At 49.7% G+C, this 19,078-nt stretch carries 10 protein-coding genes, 1 tRNA gene and 1 pseudogene; 3 read left to right on the top strand and 9 right to left on the bottom strand.

Annotation, left to right across the window (positions count from 1 at the left end):
- Positions 1-19: 19 nt before the first annotated feature.
- From TRICHSKD4_RS10345 to TRICHSKD4_RS10325, 5 genes are all read right to left on the bottom strand, one after another.
- Complete coding sequence (locus tag TRICHSKD4_RS10345; protein WP_168157007.1) at positions 20-10,315, bottom strand: cadherin-like domain-containing protein; 10,296 nt, start codon at positions 10,313-10,315, stop codon at positions 20-22.
- Positions 10,316-10,830: 515 nt separating this feature from the next.
- Positions 10,831-11,034 (bottom strand): hypothetical protein, encoded by a 204-nt coding sequence (locus TRICHSKD4_RS10340; RefSeq protein ID WP_040616631.1) that lies wholly within the window; start codon positions 11,032-11,034, stop codon positions 10,831-10,833.
- 66 nt (positions 11,035-11,100) lie between these two features.
- Positions 11,101-11,649, bottom strand: coding sequence for a GNAT family N-acetyltransferase (locus TRICHSKD4_RS10335; RefSeq protein WP_009759133.1), 549 nt, complete (start codon positions 11,647-11,649; stop codon positions 11,101-11,103).
- A 504-nt stretch (positions 11,650-12,153) separates the two neighbouring features.
- Entirely contained in the window at positions 12,154-12,900 is a 747-nt protein-coding gene (locus tag TRICHSKD4_RS10330; RefSeq protein ID WP_009759131.1) for a hypothetical protein, read from the bottom strand.
- Positions 12,900-13,196, bottom strand: coding sequence for a hypothetical protein (locus TRICHSKD4_RS10325; protein WP_009759130.1), 297 nt, complete (start codon positions 13,194-13,196; stop codon positions 12,900-12,902). The genes TRICHSKD4_RS10330 and TRICHSKD4_RS10325 overlap by 1 nt, the downstream gene beginning before the upstream one ends.
- Before the next feature lie 257 nt (positions 13,197-13,453).
- Here TRICHSKD4_RS10325 and TRICHSKD4_RS10320 point away from each other — a divergent pair, with 257 nt between their 5' ends.
- Complete coding sequence (locus tag TRICHSKD4_RS10320; protein ID WP_009759129.1) at positions 13,454-14,014, top strand: recombinase family protein; 561 nt, start codon at positions 13,454-13,456, stop codon at positions 14,012-14,014.
- Between the two features lie 23 nt (positions 14,015-14,037).
- On the opposite strand, the gene TRICHSKD4_RS10315 is transcribed toward TRICHSKD4_RS10320, so the two are convergent.
- Positions 14,038-14,463, bottom strand: coding sequence for a hypothetical protein (locus TRICHSKD4_RS10315; protein WP_009759128.1), 426 nt, complete (start codon positions 14,461-14,463; stop codon positions 14,038-14,040).
- Positions 14,464-14,475: 12 nt separating this feature from the next.
- Entirely contained in the window at positions 14,476-14,982 is a 507-nt protein-coding gene (locus tag TRICHSKD4_RS10310; protein WP_009759127.1) for an antirestriction protein ArdA, read from the bottom strand.
- A 688-nt stretch (positions 14,983-15,670) separates the two neighbouring features.
- Between TRICHSKD4_RS10310 and TRICHSKD4_RS10305 the strand changes: the two genes are divergently transcribed.
- Entirely contained in the window at positions 15,671-16,306 is a 636-nt protein-coding gene (locus tag TRICHSKD4_RS10305) for a hypothetical protein (RefSeq protein WP_009759124.1), read from the top strand.
- A gap of 198 nt (positions 16,307-16,504) precedes the next feature.
- Here the strand turns inward: TRICHSKD4_RS10305 and TRICHSKD4_RS29225 are convergent, their stop codons facing one another.
- On the bottom strand, positions 16,505-16,663 hold the full coding sequence (locus TRICHSKD4_RS29225; protein WP_009759123.1) for a hypothetical protein: 159 nt from the start codon (positions 16,661-16,663) through the stop codon (positions 16,505-16,507).
- A 700-nt stretch (positions 16,664-17,363) separates the two neighbouring features.
- Here TRICHSKD4_RS29225 and TRICHSKD4_RS32295 point away from each other — a divergent pair.
- Positions 17,364-18,398 (top strand): annotated as a pseudogene (locus tag TRICHSKD4_RS32295) (recombinase family protein); the annotation flags it as partial.
- A gap of 493 nt (positions 18,399-18,891) precedes the next feature.
- Here TRICHSKD4_RS32295 and TRICHSKD4_RS10280 read toward each other — a convergent pair.
- Positions 18,892-18,976: transfer RNA gene (locus tag TRICHSKD4_RS10280), tRNA-Leu, on the bottom strand.
- Positions 18,977-19,078 lie beyond the last annotated feature (102 nt).

Below are 19,078 nucleotides of genomic sequence, written 5' to 3'. Positions count from 1 at the left end.
CGCTTCCGAATGTTGTACCTTAAAGAAACTGAAAATCATCCTGCTGTAGCTGCGTGGGGTCAATTCCATTCAGACTGATGCTTTGCGTATCGGAAACAGTGATGAGTGTATTGGAGTTTACAACTTCTACCTTAGTCATGAGCACTTCAAAGGTGTCAATGCCAAACCCTTCCAAGCTAATAACGTCATCTGCCGAGAAGTCCGAAATAACATCAGAACCCGCCTCAACTGCCTTAAAATGGAAAGTGTCGCTTCCAGCGCCACCGGTAAGATAGTCATCTCCCAGGCCGCCATCCATATAATCCGCGCCGTCACCGCCGGTGAGATAGTCGTATCCTTCTCCGCCATAAATTGTATCATCCCCTTCATCACCCGACAGATAGTCATCGCCGGTTTCGCCGTAAATTAGATCGTTTCCTCCTTCTCCAAAAACGAAATCATCTTCACTGCCACCAAAAATGAGATCGGCTCCCGCCCCACCATCAATATCGTCGTCATCGTCCCCGCCATAGAGCTCATCATCGCCATCACCGCCTTGAAGGTAGTCCCATCCACCCAAACCACGAATTACGTCAGCCTCATCTGTTCCAACGATGCTATTATCGTCATCGTCTCCGGTGATTTCATTTTCAGACGTTTCCGCAGATACATCCAGATTGGGAACAACGACAGGTGTTCCATCTGAAAGAACAATCGACAAGTTTTCATGTTCGAAATAGTCAATGATTGTCACACTATCCGTATCGGACAACTCAATACGCAAACCAGTCGGTTTTTTCGAAAAAACTACGTCATCAATAGAAAGATGTCCTATATCCAACTCTAGTACATCGCCCTCGTAATCACGTGGGTAACTTAAACTCTGGATCACATCATTTCCAAAACCAAGGCCGAATTTATAGGTGTCATTTCCTGTGTTCCCGTGTAGCCAGTCATCACCGCTTCCGCCATTTAGAACTGATCCACCCTGGCCGAGGTTCTTAAGTACATCATCACCGTCCAAACCATTCAACACGAGGCCTTCGTCAGCTTGTATCAGCACAACGTCGTTGCCATTTGATGTGTACTCGCCTGCAGCCACTTCAAATGCAGATTTGCCAACGTGAATTGCGAAATGCTGCTCGAAACTTGCTCCAAATATGTCTGTAACTTTGAGGGAGAAAGAGTCCGTTCCTTCAAAACCTTCGCTAGGTTGATACCAAAGCCAATTATCAACGGGGATCTCCCATTCACCATGTTGTGGAGCACTAGTTAATTCGACAGTGACATGGTCACCGTCTGAATCTTCAACGTTCGGCCGGTAAATAATTGAACTGCCGGAGTTTATGAATATCTTACCGGGATCAATTGTCGGAGCTTGGTTATCTGGTGATATCAATTCAATTTTTGCCGTCGCAGATACGGAATTGGTACCGTCAGAAACAGAATACGTTACATCCAGATCAGAAGACGTTGGCGTATCTGCAGGTATTAGTGTCCAACTCCCGTCATTGTTATCGTGGATCACTCCAACCGCTTCATCGACAGAAACCTGACTGATAGAAAGCGCTTCCCCTTCAATATCAGAAATATTCTGAAGTAACTGCGCCGCTGTAACGGTTAAGGCTGCATTCTTTTCAAGTGTTCCCAGATCAAGCGCTCCGCTAACAACAGGAGCATTATTGATATCTCTTATCTCTAATTTCAACGGCGTTTGAGCACTTTGCATTCCATCCGATGCAATGACGCTGATATCGAGCATTCCTGCAAATCCAACAGGCGGCAACCCAGAAAACACCCCGGTTTCTGAATCGATACTAATCCAGCTGGGCAACTCAGATCCGTCGCTTAGGACAGCGCTAAAGGAAAGTTCGTCACCATCGACATCTGAAAAAGTATTTTCAGGCAACTCATAACTAAAGGGTCGTTCGATATCAAAAAGAACGTCATCCAAACTGTTATCAACACAAGGCGCATCATTTTCCGGAGTTACACTGAAGCGCGCTACCGCATTGGCTTCATCCCTGCCGTCCGAGACGCTGAAAGAAAGCTCGAAATTGGAACCATTAAGGTCTTGTGCTGGACTAATTATCCAACTGCCCTCGTCAGCCTTGGTGACTGTCCCAATTTCCGGGTCAATGGACACTTCCGAGATGGATAAGTTTTCGCCGTCCACGTCATTGCTATTTTCCAGCAAATGCGCAGCCGTAATGGTAAACGGCGTATCCTCCTCAAAGGCTCCCAAGACTACATCCCCTGCGCTAGGGGCCGTATTTGCAAGATATTCCTGCCCCCCGATCACAAACTTCTCGACGTTTTGCACCGAGTAAGCGCTACCACTTGGCGTGTGAGATATGCTGTAGTCCATACCTCCGGTATTTATGACCGTATAGTCAGAAAACGCCCCATCAAAGATGGCTGTATCGTATCCCAAACCACCATCTATGAAGTCATCTCCCCCATTTGGAAAAATGATATCGTCGCCGCTGCCTGCTATGAACGTCTCAGCATAATATGTACCAAAGATGGTATCTCCACCCTCTTGGCCCCGCACGATCGCCAGCTTTTGCAAATCGTAAAATGACCATTTCTCGCCATCCGCGAACTCAATGAAATCAACCGGCAAATTATGAGTTTGCGGAGATAAATGGCCTAAAAGGCGATAGCTGTAGAGAAGGTTTATTTTCTCCCCGGTTTCAGTAACCGTTATAATAATATGCTCATCTAATCTCTCCACCTGGATTTCATCAGACAGAACATCATTCAAGTACAATGTATCTATGCCGTGTCCATAAAGAATTTCTTCAGAACTGATGGTGTCATTACCATCTCCTTTACTCCAGAGGAATGCATCGTCATCAAGGCCTCCGTAAATGATGTCATTCCCGGCCTGGCCCTGAAGAATATCGGCACCTGCACCGCCTCGAACAATATCATCGCCACCACCGGCTTGAATGTGATCGTTGCCTGCCTCGCCATCAATGTCGTTGTCAGTCTCAGATCCCCAGATCTTGTTATTGCCGGACCCAGCTTTCATGATTTCGAAGGAACCCGAAGTCATCGAATACTCGAAGTTATCCGTTCCCTGATAGATCAGCGTGTCAATGCCGTCTCCACCTCCGAACCAGATATCACTACTATCGGCATAAACAGTATCATTACCGCCGCGGGCGTTAATGTGGTCGCTTCCGGCCAGCCCATAAATGATTTCATCTGCTTCAGTACCCAAGATAAAGTCATTGTGGCCGGTCCCTTTAACCTCGGCGCCAACGCCTGGGAGAAGTTCGAGACGGCCAAACACCGTGCCATCGGCAAATTCAAACTTCTCTATGTGCTGTCCCAGATTGTCGATGCGCAGCTCTCCGGAACGGTCGGTATGAGACCAAGAGAACCGCAAACTGTTGCCGAAATAGTCAATCGTAAGATCAGCAAAATCCAGATCGGCAAACACCACCTTATCTGCAGAGCCACTTGAAGCCGTCTCGGCTGCAGCATCAATTAGAACAATGCCGCTGTCTTTCTTGTAAACATAAACGTCGTCCCCGCTTCCACCGCGCAGGATCTGAGTTGTCCCGCTTGTTGACCCGCCAGCATCCAGAACGTCATTGCCAGCATTACCTGTCAGCAAATCAGCACCGGCACCACCAAGCAGATAGTCGGCTCCCGATGTTCCAGTTACACCTCCGGAAAGATATGACAGGTTCCCGTAGAGACCTGTTTCTTCCTGGTCGGCATAGGTTGCAACATGAACACCAGTTCCGCTGTCAAGGAACTGGACTTCCAGTGTCTTGAAGCCAACTGAGTTGAGGGTTAATTGGACGGTTGACCAGTCCTGTGCATTGTCTGCATCGAACAGCGTTGCCTCAGACAACACCCCAAATCGATCAAGTGTTTCAATAGATGTCACAATACCGGACGTTGCCGAATAGTTGGTTCGGATCGATGTGCCATCGACTTGCCGCACCTGCTCAGTCAGCAGCTGACCATTTGCGTCGATGGTAGAGCTTTCAAGTGTATTGCCAAACTGATCAGAAACCACGTGAGAGGTCGTTTGCAACACGCCGTTTGCATCTGTGATCACTGTGGTCTTGTCTGTTTCGCCACTTGAAAGCGTTTCAGATGTCTCGACATGCTCAAAGACACCGTCATTGTTCGCATCTTTCTGCAAGACCTTAAGCATGCCGTCATGGCTGGTTGACAGAAGACCCGTTGCAACAACGGCACCACCGGTGTTGGTTTCGGTGATCTGGGACTTGGTGCTGCCATCGATGTTGAAAGTCGTCTGAATCGAAACTTCGTAATACCCATCCCCGTCGTAGTCGGATTGGGTTGTCTCGAACCGTCCGTCAGCGGTTTTTGTCGTCTCCATTTTTGCCGCAATCTGGTCATTCCAGTAGATTTCACCGAAATCTATCTGACCTTCATTTCTTGCAGCCTCATTGTTTTCGACCGTGGTAACAACCGCCCCGGAGATCAGCGTGGTTCTCGCGATCACCTTGTCAGCCGTACCGTCGTTATTGACATCCCGCTCTTCTTCGTAAATACGCCCATCCGCGCTTGTATAAGAAGAAGATGTTGAGCGAACACCACCCTTATTCAGGTTTGTTTCGGTGATTTCAACATTCAGGCTGCCGTCTCCGTTACGGGAGATGGTTTTCTCTCTGGATGTATCAACGATCCCGTCCCCATTGGAATCGGTCTCTGTCGTGACCGTCCGGTTGTCAGCAGATTCCACTATGGTGAGCTGGCTCAGCAAAGCACCTGTATCAGAATAATCCGATACAACGCTTGTGACGCTGCCATCAATGGAAACTGACCGCTGTTCTACCTGATCAATATCGCCATCCCCATCGACGTCTCGCTCGATGAGCGTTTGTCTTTCGTCGTCAGAGATTGTTGTTGTCGTCGAACCAAGGACGGTGTCAGTCAAATTCCGGATAACTGCGGTATCAACTGAGCCGCCATCGGCCCGGTCTCTCGTGGTTATCTCGGTTATTCTGGTGTCATAGCCCTGAACGTTAGAGCTTTCCGTTAGAAGGGTAGTGCGCTGATCCGCAGACGTATGGCTCGACACTGTTGACAGATTTACGCCATTCGCATCCGTCGAGACCACAGAACGTGTGACACTGCCGTCTGCTCCCAGAAGGCTGGTCTCTTGGCTTGTTTGGTCAACCACACCGTTTCCATCAAGATCAATCTGTCTTGATATGCTCAAGCCATTTGCAGACGTCGTTTCCTGATAGGAACGCTCAAGAGTTGAGCCAGACGAAAGGGTTTCAGAGTAAACCGTGTCGCCGTTGGTTGAGTAACTGGTGGTCCGTGCAAGACTACGGTCAGTTTGACCATCGCCATTTTCATCCCACGAGTAGCTCTCGACCAGACCATTTCCACTAACGGTGTGAACCTCCTGGCCTGCCAGTGACCAGGTGCCTGCACTTCCACTGTCTCCGGGCCTTGTAGAAACCTCCTTGGTTGTGGTCTGGCCGCCATCATTATTCAGCACTGTATTCTGCATAACCTGGACCTGATCCTCACCAGATCCTGCGACCGTATAGGTCGTGGTCGTTGTCAGGCCATTCGCGCTTTCGACAACACTCTTTTGGCGAGCAACACCAACCCCGTCGTCGGTATATTCAACGAAGGACTGTTGAAGGCTGCCATCATCCATCCGCCGGGTTTCAGAATACTGGTCGGCAATACCGTCCCCATCAATATCCGTCGTCGTCGTGACGAGACGGCCATTGCCGGAGTTGCTGGTGACAGTTGAGCTTTCCAGGCTTCCGTCCGACTTCCGGAACTGTGTTTCTGTATCCTTCGAACCGTCCTGATTGAGCGTTACGGTTTGCGAGCGTGAGCGAAGCGTATTCCCCTGACCATCCTCATATGTAGCTGTTGACGAAAGACCGTCGGCACTTACCGTTCGAGTTTCCTGCTCTACCAGTTGAGACGACGCATCAAGTCTGGACAAGACCGTGACTTCATCGCCGTTGTCGGCAACCGACAAGACCGCTGAACGAGTGAAGTCCACTAGACCATCGCCGTCCGTATCGACGGTTTGCGTGGTGGTCAGTCCATTGTCGGAGACTTCCGTTATGGACTTGCTCAAGAGTTGGCCGGTAGGTCCTTGTTCCTCGACAGTTTGCCGCACTGTTCCATCGAGCAGGGTTTCGCTTTGCTGAACGACGTCGTTGACGCCATTCCCGTCACGGTCAACCATCGTGGTCGAAACCAAACCATGAGCATCCGTCGTTGTCGTTGAGCTGCCGATCAACGTCCCATTTGCCGAATGTGTAGTCGTCTGAACCGTTGTTGATCCGTTAGCATTGAACTGTTGGACTGTTGTCGTGCTTCGATCAACGACACCATTCCCGTCCACATCTGTTGTGACCGTTTCCTGAAGCCCGTCTGCCGATGAAGAGCGAACCGTTTTGGAAACAAGAGTAGTCCCTTTCAGAACTCCCGTTTCTGTAACACTCATACCATCACTGGACGTGGAAATGCCGGTGCTGACCGTGTGGTCAACATCACCATCCCCATCAATGTCCGTCTCTACCGAAACCTCAAGACCATTGCCGGAGGTGCGTGTTGTCTCCATGGACAGCAACGATCCGTTTTGCGCCGTGTTCGAAACCGTTCGGGTTGTACTTCCGTTCAAGTTGAGGACTGTGGCGTCTGTCGTTGTCAGATCAACATCACCGTCCCCGTCGTAGTCATTCGACACCGTCGTGGTAAGTCCGTTTCCACTGGTTGTCTGGGTCGTTCGCGCCAAAAGGACACCGGTGTTGGACGTCTCCTGAACATCAACCGTGCGACTGCCATCGGAAGCCGTTGTTACCAGCTTCGAGGAATCCGTCAGGCCGTCACCGTCGCCGTCTTGTGCCTCGGATATGGTCCGACGATCCGCACTGGTTGTTGTGGTGACTTGAGACAACAGGGAACCGTCACCACTTCTGATTTCCTGGACTTCAGTTTGGGCATCATCAACATGTAATGTTCGAACGCTCGACCTTGACTGATCAATCAGACCATCCCCGTCAAGATCTGTCTCGACCGTGACCTGCATCCCGTCAGCGCTTGTATCGGTCACAGTGCGACTGAACAGCTGACCGGACGCACTTCTGGCCTCACTGATTTCCGTGGCGCTGCCATCAAGGTTTTTGATCGTGATTTCTTTGAGAACCTGGTCAAAGGCTCCCTGACCAAAACGGTCCAGCTTTGTCGTCGTTATCAGACCATCGTCAGATGTTACGCTCAAGGATTTGGAAGCGAGACTTCCATCGCGGTTCAGATAGACTGCTTCTTCCGTTACGATACCAAGCGAATTCTTCGAAACCTCAACACGCTTATCAATGGCTCCATCGCCGTTTTGATCGACCTCACGTGTTCCAACGAGACCATCCGCCATCCGGAAGTCGGTTTCTTCAAACAGCTTCGTCCCGTCTTCGCTACCCCGAGTAACCGTGCGCGTTTCCGATCCATCCAATCCAATGACGGATTGCTCAGTTTCGGTTTGGTCTACCGTTCCATCGCCATCAATATCATTTTCAACGCTCGTCGTGCGACCGTCAGAAGAAACAGTCGTTTTTGACGTTGAATAGACCGTACCATTACCAGCAGCATTGCTGATTGTTGTCGCAGTCGCCCCACCGGTTACGCTGCTGGTTGTCGAGGTCGTCACCGCATCAACAACCCCGTCCCCGTCAAGGTCTATGCTCTCTGTCCGCATTTTTTGATCGGCGCTGATGACGACTTCGCGCGAATTCAAAAGCGACCCATCACCGCCAGAAACGCTATCGGTTTCAACGCGGCTGCCGTCCGCATTCTTGACTGTCTGATGAACTGAACTGCGTTCCGTGACGGAGTTGCCGTCTGCATCCGAATTGTTTGTTCGGGTCAGTCGGTCCTGCGAGTGAACGTCTTCGTTCCGGCTCAGGACAGTCCCGTCCGGAGCAAGGTTCTCAAGCGTCACAGAGAAACTGTTGTCAGCATTCTTCTGCTGGATTTCGCGTTGGGTAACAAAACCGCCGCCAAGTTGATCCCGGTCGATGGTTACTGTCGATTGATCCGCACTGGTGGTTGCCACCGTCCGGTCAAGCAAGGTTCCCCCGCCATCGCGGTTCGTCTCGGTGCGAACCCGGCTGCCATCCGCATTTGTCGTCGTGACGTCTGTCAGGACCCGATCCACAACACCATCTGCGTCATAGTCAAACTCGGTCTCAATCGTTTGGCCGTCAGGAGAGGTTGTCCGCGTATAAATCGCGGCCAGTTCACCGGCCTTGTTGTGCAGCTCCTGTACTGTGACCGTATTCCCCGCTGCATCGGTTGTCGCGGTTTCTTCCACCGAGTAGCCAGCCGTATCATAAGCCAATGTCGCTGTTGCTGCGCGGCCCGTGCTGCCATCCGACCTGGTGAATGTGCTCTCGCCATCTATCGAAGATCCGTCGGAATATTCGATCCTGGTCTGGTCAACATCGAGGTTGATAGACACGATGCCCAATTCGGTAAGCGTCTTGGCCGTGATGGTCCCATCCGGATTGGTCACCATCACCTTGAACTCAGACCAACGATCATCACCGGCATCCAGCATGCCATTGTTGTTGGTATCGAAAATCTGGCGCAGCGCTTGTGCGTCCGTATCGGCTGACGGATCCCAGTCCGTGAAGATCACTTCTTTCCGATCTGAAATCTGATTGTCGCCATCAGCGTCAATAATCAGAACGCCGTCACCCGTGGCAACCCAGGCCGTGCGGTGCTCGTATCCATCTTCTCCAATATCGAGATAAACAGTCGAATTATGTTGTTCGGTAAGCTGGATGCCATTGTCATCCAGATCCATGAGGATAGGCTTACCGCCCCCACCTCCACCGCCACTGCTACCGGAATCCTCACGACCGCCACCGCCGCCTGACTTGCCGGAAGAGCCGGACGATGAGCTGCTGCTGCCCGAAGACCCACCGGAAGACGCGGAACTTCCGCCGCCACCGCCACTTTTTCCGCTAGACCCGGAACTGGAGCTTCCGCTAGATGAATTCGAACCGGAACTAGGGGGCGGTGCCGTGACAGGTGACTCACCGCCGCTTCCGCCCCCCGACTTGCCGCTCGAACCTGTGTCGGTGTCATTCGGGGTAAGACCGGAAGCCTTTGCCTGCTTGGTTCCTCGCATCACCGATGCGCTCAAATGCGCAAAACCAATCTGGCTATTGGTGTCAATTCCCTGCGCTTCCAACTCGGAATGGGCCGCACCAATGACATCATTGGTGCTCGCACCGGCAACTGCCCGCTCAAAGGCCGCTGATGTTGCCTTGCCGGATGGGCTTGCAGACCCCCATCCTGAGGAAAGTTGATGCGCGACAAATACATCGCCATTCGCCTCTACAACCCGGCCACTCGCGAGTTTGTAATGAGCGTTGTCAACTCCGGCCTCAAAGCCAGAATATTCAAAGCCTTTGCCATCGTTATAGGAATCGTTGTGAACCCGGACACCGCCAGCCACATAGGTGTGGAAGTCTTCGACCTCAAAATTGTAGGTCTTCCAGCCCTTCTTCCACTCCGGCTTGAGCGCCAGATTGCCATTCTCCGGATAGACATAGCCTTCCGCCTGTTCAAACATATCAGCCGTCTCGGCGGAATAAATCAGACGCTCCGAAGCCACTTCAACTTCTGACCCGTCGGACAGAACAAGCGTTCCTCTGCCCCCTGCAACCAGCTGCTCGATCTGGCGGAAACCACCATGAGCACTCAGAAACTCGTGGCCCGGTGTCGTGACAAGCTCACGTTCTTCGCCATTCTCGACCCACGACAGGCGTAGCCATTCTTCCGTAATGTTCGTAAAGGTGCGAACAACCCGCTTCGGCACCAATGCCCCACGGCCATCATTTGCAAAAGGATCAAAAGAAAGAACAATATCAGCAGGAACAATAGAAGAAATGCTGCTTGAGCCAGAAAGCGTCAAAATGGAAGTGTCAGAGGGGAAGCATTTATTGAATGGAACATATGCAGTGCTCGGGTTTATGGTAGCTTCCCGAAGAGGGTGGTTGTGGGGGAATGGATTTAAATAATGAGGTTGCTGCAATTTCTGCCCTAGAGCATCAACACTTGATGACGCAAAAAATCCAGCAACTGCGCCGATACCTGCCCCGAAAGGGCCACCAACAGCGAATCCAACAGCCGCAGCGGTTCCCACACCCGCACTCACTGCGGCTGCATCAACTACCGTAATTCCATCCTTGTCATTGTAACGAACAGCCAGATCGAAACCTGTTCCGAAAGCACCCATGGCCTTTCCAGCCGTTTTCATTCCACCGAGCGCCGCAGTTTCTGCGTGCTTTAGGGCCAAGGCCTCTCCATATGTTGGGCCTCCTTGGGTCGAGAGCTTTTCCGCTAGTTGCGCCGCCGTTTCCCCGAAACCAGAAAGAGCACTTCCAAACGCAGATTCGAAAAAAGGTTTTTGTTGTGCCGCATCATTTATTTGCCCTCCATTTCCCTGATTTGGATAATAAGTTCTTTCTTGCCCGGTAGCGAGATCTCGAACAGTAATCCCGCCATCAAAGGTATTGTAATAAGATTCCCGAGGCATCTTCCATCTCCCGCTCAAAGAATATTCGTCCATTCAATCCATTACAGTAATAAATTACGCAGACATCATTATAAATCTCGTCACTTATTTTCTATTTATGTATACTATACAGCTATATACATAATATAGCGCTACTATTATTATAAATATCCATCCCTTATTTAAATAATTTGACTCCCAACCAATAAATAAAGATATTATATACAATATAACTAACACTAAATATATTATTGTCGCATATAGATTCTCTATAAAAAAATCTAATACTTTGCCCTTCATTTCATTTCCTTTTGAGGTAGCGATTTATCTTTAAGAATGAAATTCAGAGAGCAAAGCAGCCCCAAAAAGATAATTGCCCCTGCTAGCCATTTCCCGAATTCGCCCGGAAACACAGCGCTCGCAACTATTCCTACAAAGAGAGCCAGAACACAAATGGCAGCAGTATCTGCTACTTTCCCATGCTTTAGTGGTCCAAACATTTCCCGCCTCTATCTCTACCGTTATCGCTATCAGAGGGTTACACAGACCATACGGCGCAATTAGCGTTACACCACATACGCCCCACCGATGAACTGCGCCCCTGCTGACTTCATCAGACGATCAGTTGCCTTGAGATTTGAGCCGGTTGTGACATGCACAACGCAATGGCTTGCATTAAGGGATGCAGCCCAGGTCTTGAGACCGGCAATGAGCGACAGGAATGCCTTTGCTCGCCGAAGTGGCTTTTGCTCAAGATCAACGGCAATGACATGAACCGTGACGAAGAGAGGCCCGTCCGACAGCATGTAGGCATCCGCATTGGCCCACGTGACCCCTATGGGAACACCCTGCCATTCAGCGACGGCGCACAGCATCCGGGGTGGACGGGCGAGGATTTTTTCAAAATGCCTGTCCAGCTTCCAGTCGGAGAACGGCTGATTACGGAACACCGTGGCCGCGTGGTGCTGGCGCATGATGTTGCGGATGATCGGAATATCCCGTTCCTCGAACAGACGAACCCGGACCCCGATTGGTTGTTTGGCATTTGTTGGGTTTTGGCCTTCATCAGAAAAGCCGCTTTTGACACTTTCCTGATCTCCTGCAGCAAGATCCATTATCTACCCTCAAAATAAATACAGCGAACCTGATAGTTTCGCTTTTTCGAATAAAAATATCGTCGATGGCAAATCAGCTAAAGCCAAAGCTTAATAAATTAGTTCTCCACCACAAGAAACTCCAGATTGTCTAAGCCGTTATCACCACTTCCAGGCTCGACACTCCGAGGTATCCAGATCAGCACGAAACGATCAATGCAGACACGCCCCCCTGCCCCGTGACAACCTCAACCTGCCGTAATTTCGTAATAATCTCTTCCGGCTATGAACGCCTGTTTGCTATGTGTTTCCTCCATTTCCCAATTCAACGGAGGGCCACTTTTCTGAGAGAGGATCACCGCGCGCTTTTTAAGATCAAGGAGAGGTTCATTGCGCTGTTCATGCGTGCGGAAAATGCACCTTCAATGCGCTTATTGCCCTGTGGCACTTTCCCCTCATTTGAAGTCATCTCGGAGGCGAACAGCATGTTCAATTCGTTCAACTGAGCGGACCGAAATGGTTTGCCTATCCCAGTCCCGGCACCATGGATGGATCAATTGCCATGTCTGCGGGGCTGAGTTTTGTGGTATGGGTCGCAGACGCGGAGAAATCAGTTTTCAATTCTGCTTCCTGCGTTGGGTCATAGTCTGGCAATTTGCGGCGCACTTCGGCTGGCATGTTGTTTTCTATGGATGATCTGAGGTCATCAAATTCCGATTGGGAAAGTTCACCACTGTCCAACCGGTCCCGTGCGTCATCCAATTGAGTTTGATAGCCTATCAGATTTTGATCAATTGCTTCATGCTGTTCGATCAGGCGCAATTGTTCCAGGTAGGATTCCGCACATGGATAATGATCTGCGATTTCGTCTGGATCAACACGATCAGGCGATACAAGATTGCCATGGTCATCAAATACCCGAACGCCATCTTCCGACTTGAAGACACGCGTGCCATCATCTTGTTTGTAGGCGCGTTCAAGCAGTAGGTCTCGTTCGCGGTAAAGCCGTTCCAGTATCTCACGATTTTCCATGATGGCTTCGATTGTAGCGACGTCATAGGTATCCAGATCAGCCCGAAACGATTTCACTTCAATTGGATCAGCAATAACAAGGCTTGCGGCTAGATCGCCAACATTCTGTTCCGCCCGCTCTTCGCGAACTTCCTTTTCCTGTTCGCGTCGTTTAGAGGCGATGAACCATTTTGCCCGCTCATAATCACGCTGCTCTTGCCGCAGCGCACGAAGTTCAAAATCGTCCATCATCCTCAACATTATTGACCACACTCCTTTGACAATAGAGCGTAGAGAACAATCTCGGCGGTCTTTTCTTTATGATGTTCCAACCATTGTTTGACCGTATCCCAAGCTGTCGCGCTGTTTGGCCTGTACCACCAGTTCAGCATGCATTTCATGCCGGTTTCAGAGGGCTTGTCTCTGACAAAACGAGCATAGGCAATGCCGCCAATTGCCCCTGATATGTAGTGGAATTGTTCGTTGGGTTTGAGCGTTTTGAGTATCTCATCGCCGGTTAAGGCACTCGCATCATGTATCTGTATGCCGCTTATCATTATTGCCAGTAGTATGGCACAGAAAAGTTTAGATTTTCTTAAAGTTAACGAAACCCTACTCAACATAAGTCATGGGTTTTGCGGAAGTTTGCATGTGATTGTCCAGATTTGATAAAATAAACCTTGAAATGAATAAATATCAACACGTTAGACAGATGAGTAAATCTTCGGACAAGCAGAATACACCGAACCACGAAAGGGATGACTTTTGTAGCATGACCTCATGCAGAAGTGAATCCCTAAAGGCCTGAAACACAATGAAAATCGGGTATGTTCGCGTAAGTTCAAATGAGCAGATAACTGACAGGCAATTTAAGCTTCTGGTCGATAGTTGTGACCGCATCATGGCCGAAACCATCAGCGCGAAGGATATACAACGCCCCGTCTATCAAGAAACCATCGACCTGTTGAACGAGGGCGATACGCTGGTCATCAGCTCCATTGACCGTGCTTTCCGCAATACCATGGATGCTTTGTCAGAGGCGGACAAACTCCGCGCTCGTGGCGTCCATTTTCAAATTCTCAATTTGGCGATTGATACCAGCAATGCCGATGGAAGATTGGCTTACACTGTTATTGCGGCGGTTGCCCAACATGAACGGGAACGGATTTCTGAGCGGGTACAACAAGGGCAAGCCATAGCCAAGGCAAAAGGCGTTCATATTGGCAGGCCTCCTGTCATGACGCCTTGTGACATTCGTATTGCCAAACGCAAACTCGACAATGGTGAATGCACAATATCTGAGATCGCAAACCAATTCGGCATTCACCCTTGGACGGTGACGAGGTCATTGCGGCGTTTGGAAGATCACAAGTGAGTGTTGCCTGCTCCAGCTGAAACTCAAAAATCGAATAAATCGCTCTGCCGTGTTAGCAGCTCATCCAGATACACCAAGTGGGCAAAGTCGTTGACCAGATGCGAAAACTTGAGGCTCATAGCGGTGTGAATATCCTCGCAACAGTGAAACGGCTCGCGCGGTGGATTTTGTTCCCGCTCCTCGCGCAATTTCCTGACAACCTTGCGGTAGATTGCTAAATCCCGTTTCAAGTCAGCTGTAAATTTCTTTTGAAACTTCCGTAATTCTGCTGATCGTTTGGGTTCGGATCTATTGTCAGCTTCCTTGATATCAGCTTCAGCATAGCCGCGATAATCCCCATGCCTGACAAGACTCAGAATTTGCCTTGGCCTCAGACTATTGCCGCCCAGCAAATAATACCAAGGATGGCCAGCGTGATAGCCGCAGTGCTTTTTGAGAGGTAATGTCATTGTCATCCCCCCTCAGCTTGCTCGGTAAATCAGGCGTTCGCCTGCAATAGAGATTTCGCTATATTCAACCGCTAAATCACGAGCGATGGCATCAAAGTCGATATAGAACTGAAAACTCTCAGGCACTTCGCCAAACAAGCCTTCATCGACAAATTGCTCCGCCAATTCCCGCATGGTCTCGACATAGTAGATATCTATGCCATGGTGATCAGGATCGCACTGAGCATCAAAATCATAACCCAATTCACCAATAGCAATGATTGTGTTGATCTTATGCCAGTCCTCCCAGTCCTCTACGCAAATCAGGTAATCCCGAAAATTCGCCTGATTGAGCCCAATGGCCTTGGCTAATTCGCAATCGATCTCTTCTCCGTCAATGAACTGAATTTCAAATTCCTCAACGGGATCGCCATAGGCATTTTTCAAGCCCCTGACTTTGCGGTCGTATTCCTCAGCCGTTTTGAAATAAAAGCCCGTTGCACTGATGTCATAGGGCTGCGCGTGTAAAAGTATCTCCATTCTTTCCTCCATAAATTGGGTGTGGGTTGCTCATGCAACCTTGCCCTTCGGCGAGAACGGAGATGGGAGGGGAAAAGAAAAATCGCCCCTGTGGTGCGGGCCAGTGATCTTTGATCACCACTCGGTCAGGTGCTATTTTTCTTTTGGGGAGAGAAGAGGCAGTGCCTCTCGGCTTCCCCATTTCAATAAGATAAGATAAATAAGACTGCGCTAGAATTGATTTATGATTGGGCTATGCAGACCATGCTATAAGCGACCCGGAGCAAAAGTCTTTTCACGGAGAGCTGGATGCGGGGAAACTTGCTCGTCCGGTTCGGAGAACGCGGTGATGAAACCGATCTCAAAAATGTGACACGGTGCATCATCTCGATTTTGCTATCGCCGGTAACAGCAACTCACATCTCAATTGCATCACTTGTCACGCGCCATCAAATTGCCATTTGAATGCGCCTTTTTTGCCTTAATTGAGTGTTGAACTGAAATTCTCTCAGCCATAATTGTCGGCTTTTCCACTTTGATCGTTTCCCTATGATCCTGCATCCCTCAGCATTGAAGCTGTTGCAGGAATGGAAAAAGCCACGCCAGTTTTCCGCAAACTTTTGAGACTTGCCCGTTCCTTCAAATACGGACGTATGTCATCTGGAATCGATCCTTTTTCAAAACTCAATTTTTATGAAAGGATATTTCCATGAACTCAATTTTTGAACCCATTGATGTTGGTATGGTTGCCGACGCCAGGAACATTTACAGCGCAAGATTGCTGACTGACCCGCAATTTGAGGAATTCGTCTCAATCTGTGCCATTCTCAATCGCGAAATCCATCGGACCGGGAGTTTTATCGAGAAACTCGGCATTTATGCATTTGTTATTTCCCTGACACAGAAAGGTATAAGTGCAAACCGCGCCGAGACCATCATACGTGATTTGTTCAAGGCCTTATTTGGCCAAACTCTCGACCAGCTGCGCCAACGCCTTTTGAAAACGGCTGAAGAGCTTGACGATGAAAGCATAGCGATGGGTGTACCTTATGCCTATGAGGTACTTCAAATGATTGAAGGTGATCCAGAACCGGGCAATGACCCTGATCCGATGCCTTTCCATCGCGCATACGCGCATCAGGCCGCCGTGATGGCAACGCAATTATCTATCACCGACGTTGCTGCCAAGAAGATCATCAGTGAGGAATTCAAGACGCTTGAAGGCCGTGACTTTTATGAAGAAGGCAAGCAATTCGAGGATCGTTTTTATCAGCCCAAAATCCGCGCCGAAAAACACCGCCGAGACGCTCTGAAAGGCAGCAACTCCAATTGCGAGACGGCCTGACCTTGACGTCCAGATCTAACACCATAACTGTCGCCAAGCTAGTTGGCGGCAGCTTGAAATTCGGTTCAGACCGTGAGCCGGATGCAAGAGGGATCGAACGGGAGAGCGCTAGCCATCTCCCTTCGCAAGGGGTGCAGTGTCATACACCTGCACACATCTTGCAGCCAACAGGGCTGTAAAACCATTTGAATGTTGAATTTATTCTGCGTCTTCGGATGAACTTGCATGACCTTCCAACAGGTCATTGATGGCTTCACATTCAAGCTCGATATTTCTCAAAGCCGCCTTTGTGCGTTCGCTGAGGCGATTAAACTTTTCATCATAGTACGAACCAATATTACAATCTTTATTGCTCATAGGCATATTCCTTTTTGTCCTGGTGGCCGGACATTCAAATCACATACGAGCATGCGCCTCCCTTATTCGTGCAGAATGCCTTAGTTCAGGAGAATCCGGCCTCACATCGAGACAGCTCGTTTACCGGATTTGAAGCCGGACAGCGGAACACCCGCTGCAAGGAACAATTTACCCTTCTCGCCCGCATCTCAGAAACACTATCGATATTTCCGCGCAGAAAGTTCGGGATTGTTTTCGACGCCTCCACCCAAGTGTATCGCTTGCGACTGGACCACCGGACCACCATATAAAGTGCGTGTGCAATTGCCACACCTGGTAAGCGTTGAGCGATTTGCTCCGCCTTTTTCCCAATAACACCCCAAAGTAACCACCCGGCTTAAAGGCACGTCCATTCGTGCTGTCAGGCTCAGAGGATATTTCCATGCAATGTAACCCGGATGAATTTCGACATCTCGTCGAACAGCTTGATCTTTCCCCCGTAGAACAGGATGAACTTATCCGAACTGTTTGGCGCGTTATGGAAAACGCTGTGGATCGGGCGTGGATGAAAGACCCGGTTCAAATGGCATGCGCGGTTCGGGATAACTCCGTCCCAAAAAATGCAAAGGATTGCAGGCCTGTGATAGAATTACAGGAAGGCGAATACCAAGATTTGGGGGTGTCAAAATCATTCAATCAAGACAAGGGAGCGTAGTGCGAAATGGTGGCTGGATTAAACAATAAGTGTTCAAAACAAATCGCTGTCATTTATGCCCGCGTTTCCGGCACTAAGCAGGTTCGTGAAGGCGACGGTCTTGCCTCACAGGAAAGCCGTTGCCGCGAATTTGCCTCCTACAAACGATATGAAGTCATGCGCGTCTTTGCCGACGATATGTCGGGCAAGTACGCAAAACGTCCTCAAATGGACGCCATGCTCTCTTTCCTGCGCAAAAACAGGGCACGAAATCCTGTCGTGATCATTGATGATATCTCCAGGCTTGCCCGTGGTCTGGAGGCGCACTTGCAATTGCGCGCGTCCATATCCAAGGCTGGCGGGCAGTTGGAAAGCCCATCGATTGAATTTGGCGATGATCCAGATTCCATCATGGTTGAAAACCTGCTTGCCACTGTTGCGCAGCATCAACGAGAAAAAAACGGACAGCAAACCATCAACCGCATGCGCGGTCGGATGATGAATGGCTATTGGTCGTTCTATCCGCCTGTTGGTTACCACTATGAAAAAGTGGATGGTCACGGAAAACTGCTCGTCCCACATGAGCCTGATGCCACTTACATTCGTGAAGCATTTGAAGGCTATGCATCAGGTCGTTTTGCCAGCGCGTCTGAACTCAAGCGCTTCTTTGAACAAACTGATGTCTTTCCCAAAGACAGGCATGGCGAAATCCATCTATCACGCATTCAAGAGATGTTGGATCGGGCCATATATGCAGGATACATCGACTATGAGCCTTGGGGACTACATCTGATCCAAGGAAAGCACGATCCACTCATATCGCTCGAAATCTGGGAAGCGGTTCAGGACAAACGCGAGAGGCGTGCTAACGCGCCAGCCAGAAAGGACATCAATCGAGATTTTCCATTACGAGGCTTTGTCTGCTGCGATGATTGTGGCGAACCCTATACAGCAGGTTGGTCCAAAGGTCGTCACAAGCATTATCCCTATTACCTCTGCGATACAAAGGGATGTGCCAGTTATCGCAAGTCAATTCAACGGGATAAGATCGAAGGCGGGTTTGAAGCCATGTTGCAAACCATGCAGCCAAGCCGTGAATTGTTTGAACTGTCCTTCGCGATCTTCCAGAAAATCTGGAGCCACCACGAAGAACGGGCAGCCAGCAAAAAGAAAAGCATGCAGAGCGAAATACGCCAACTGGACAAGCAGCAAGAGCAGTTTCTGGATCGTATCGTCGATACCAGCAATCAGTCAGTCATAGCAGCCTATGAGAATCGCATTGAAGAACTGGATCGAAAGAAAGCCCGTCTGACAGATCAAATGAACAGATCTCATAAGCCAAACGGCAGCTTCAAGGAAATTTATCGAACCGCATTCGCCTTCCTCGCAAACCCTTGTAATCTTTGGGCTTCTGACAAATTGGAAGACAAGAGAGCGGTAGCTAAACTCGTATTTGCGGACACCCTTAGATACAAGAGAAATGAGGGTTATCGAACCGCAAAAACCTCTAACATATTCAATATGTTAGAGGACCTAACCATGGAAAAATCTGAAATGGTGCCCCCCGCCGGAATCGAACCGGCACTCCCGAAGGAACGGGATTTTGAATCCCGCGCGTCTACCAGTTCCGCCAGAGGGGCAACTGACACCGAGGCAGCTGCATATCATGGGTACTTAAAAAGGTGCAAGCGGGTATGTGCCGGTTTACAAAAAAATCCACGCCTCGCTCAATTTTGGTGCTG

This window comes from Roseibium sp. TrichSKD4, from assembly GCF_000148725.1.
GTDB lineage: Bacteria > Pseudomonadota > Alphaproteobacteria > Rhizobiales > Stappiaceae > Roseibium.
Note: the sequence above shows the minus strand (reverse complement) of the source record. Positions and strands in the feature narration are given on the sequence as shown.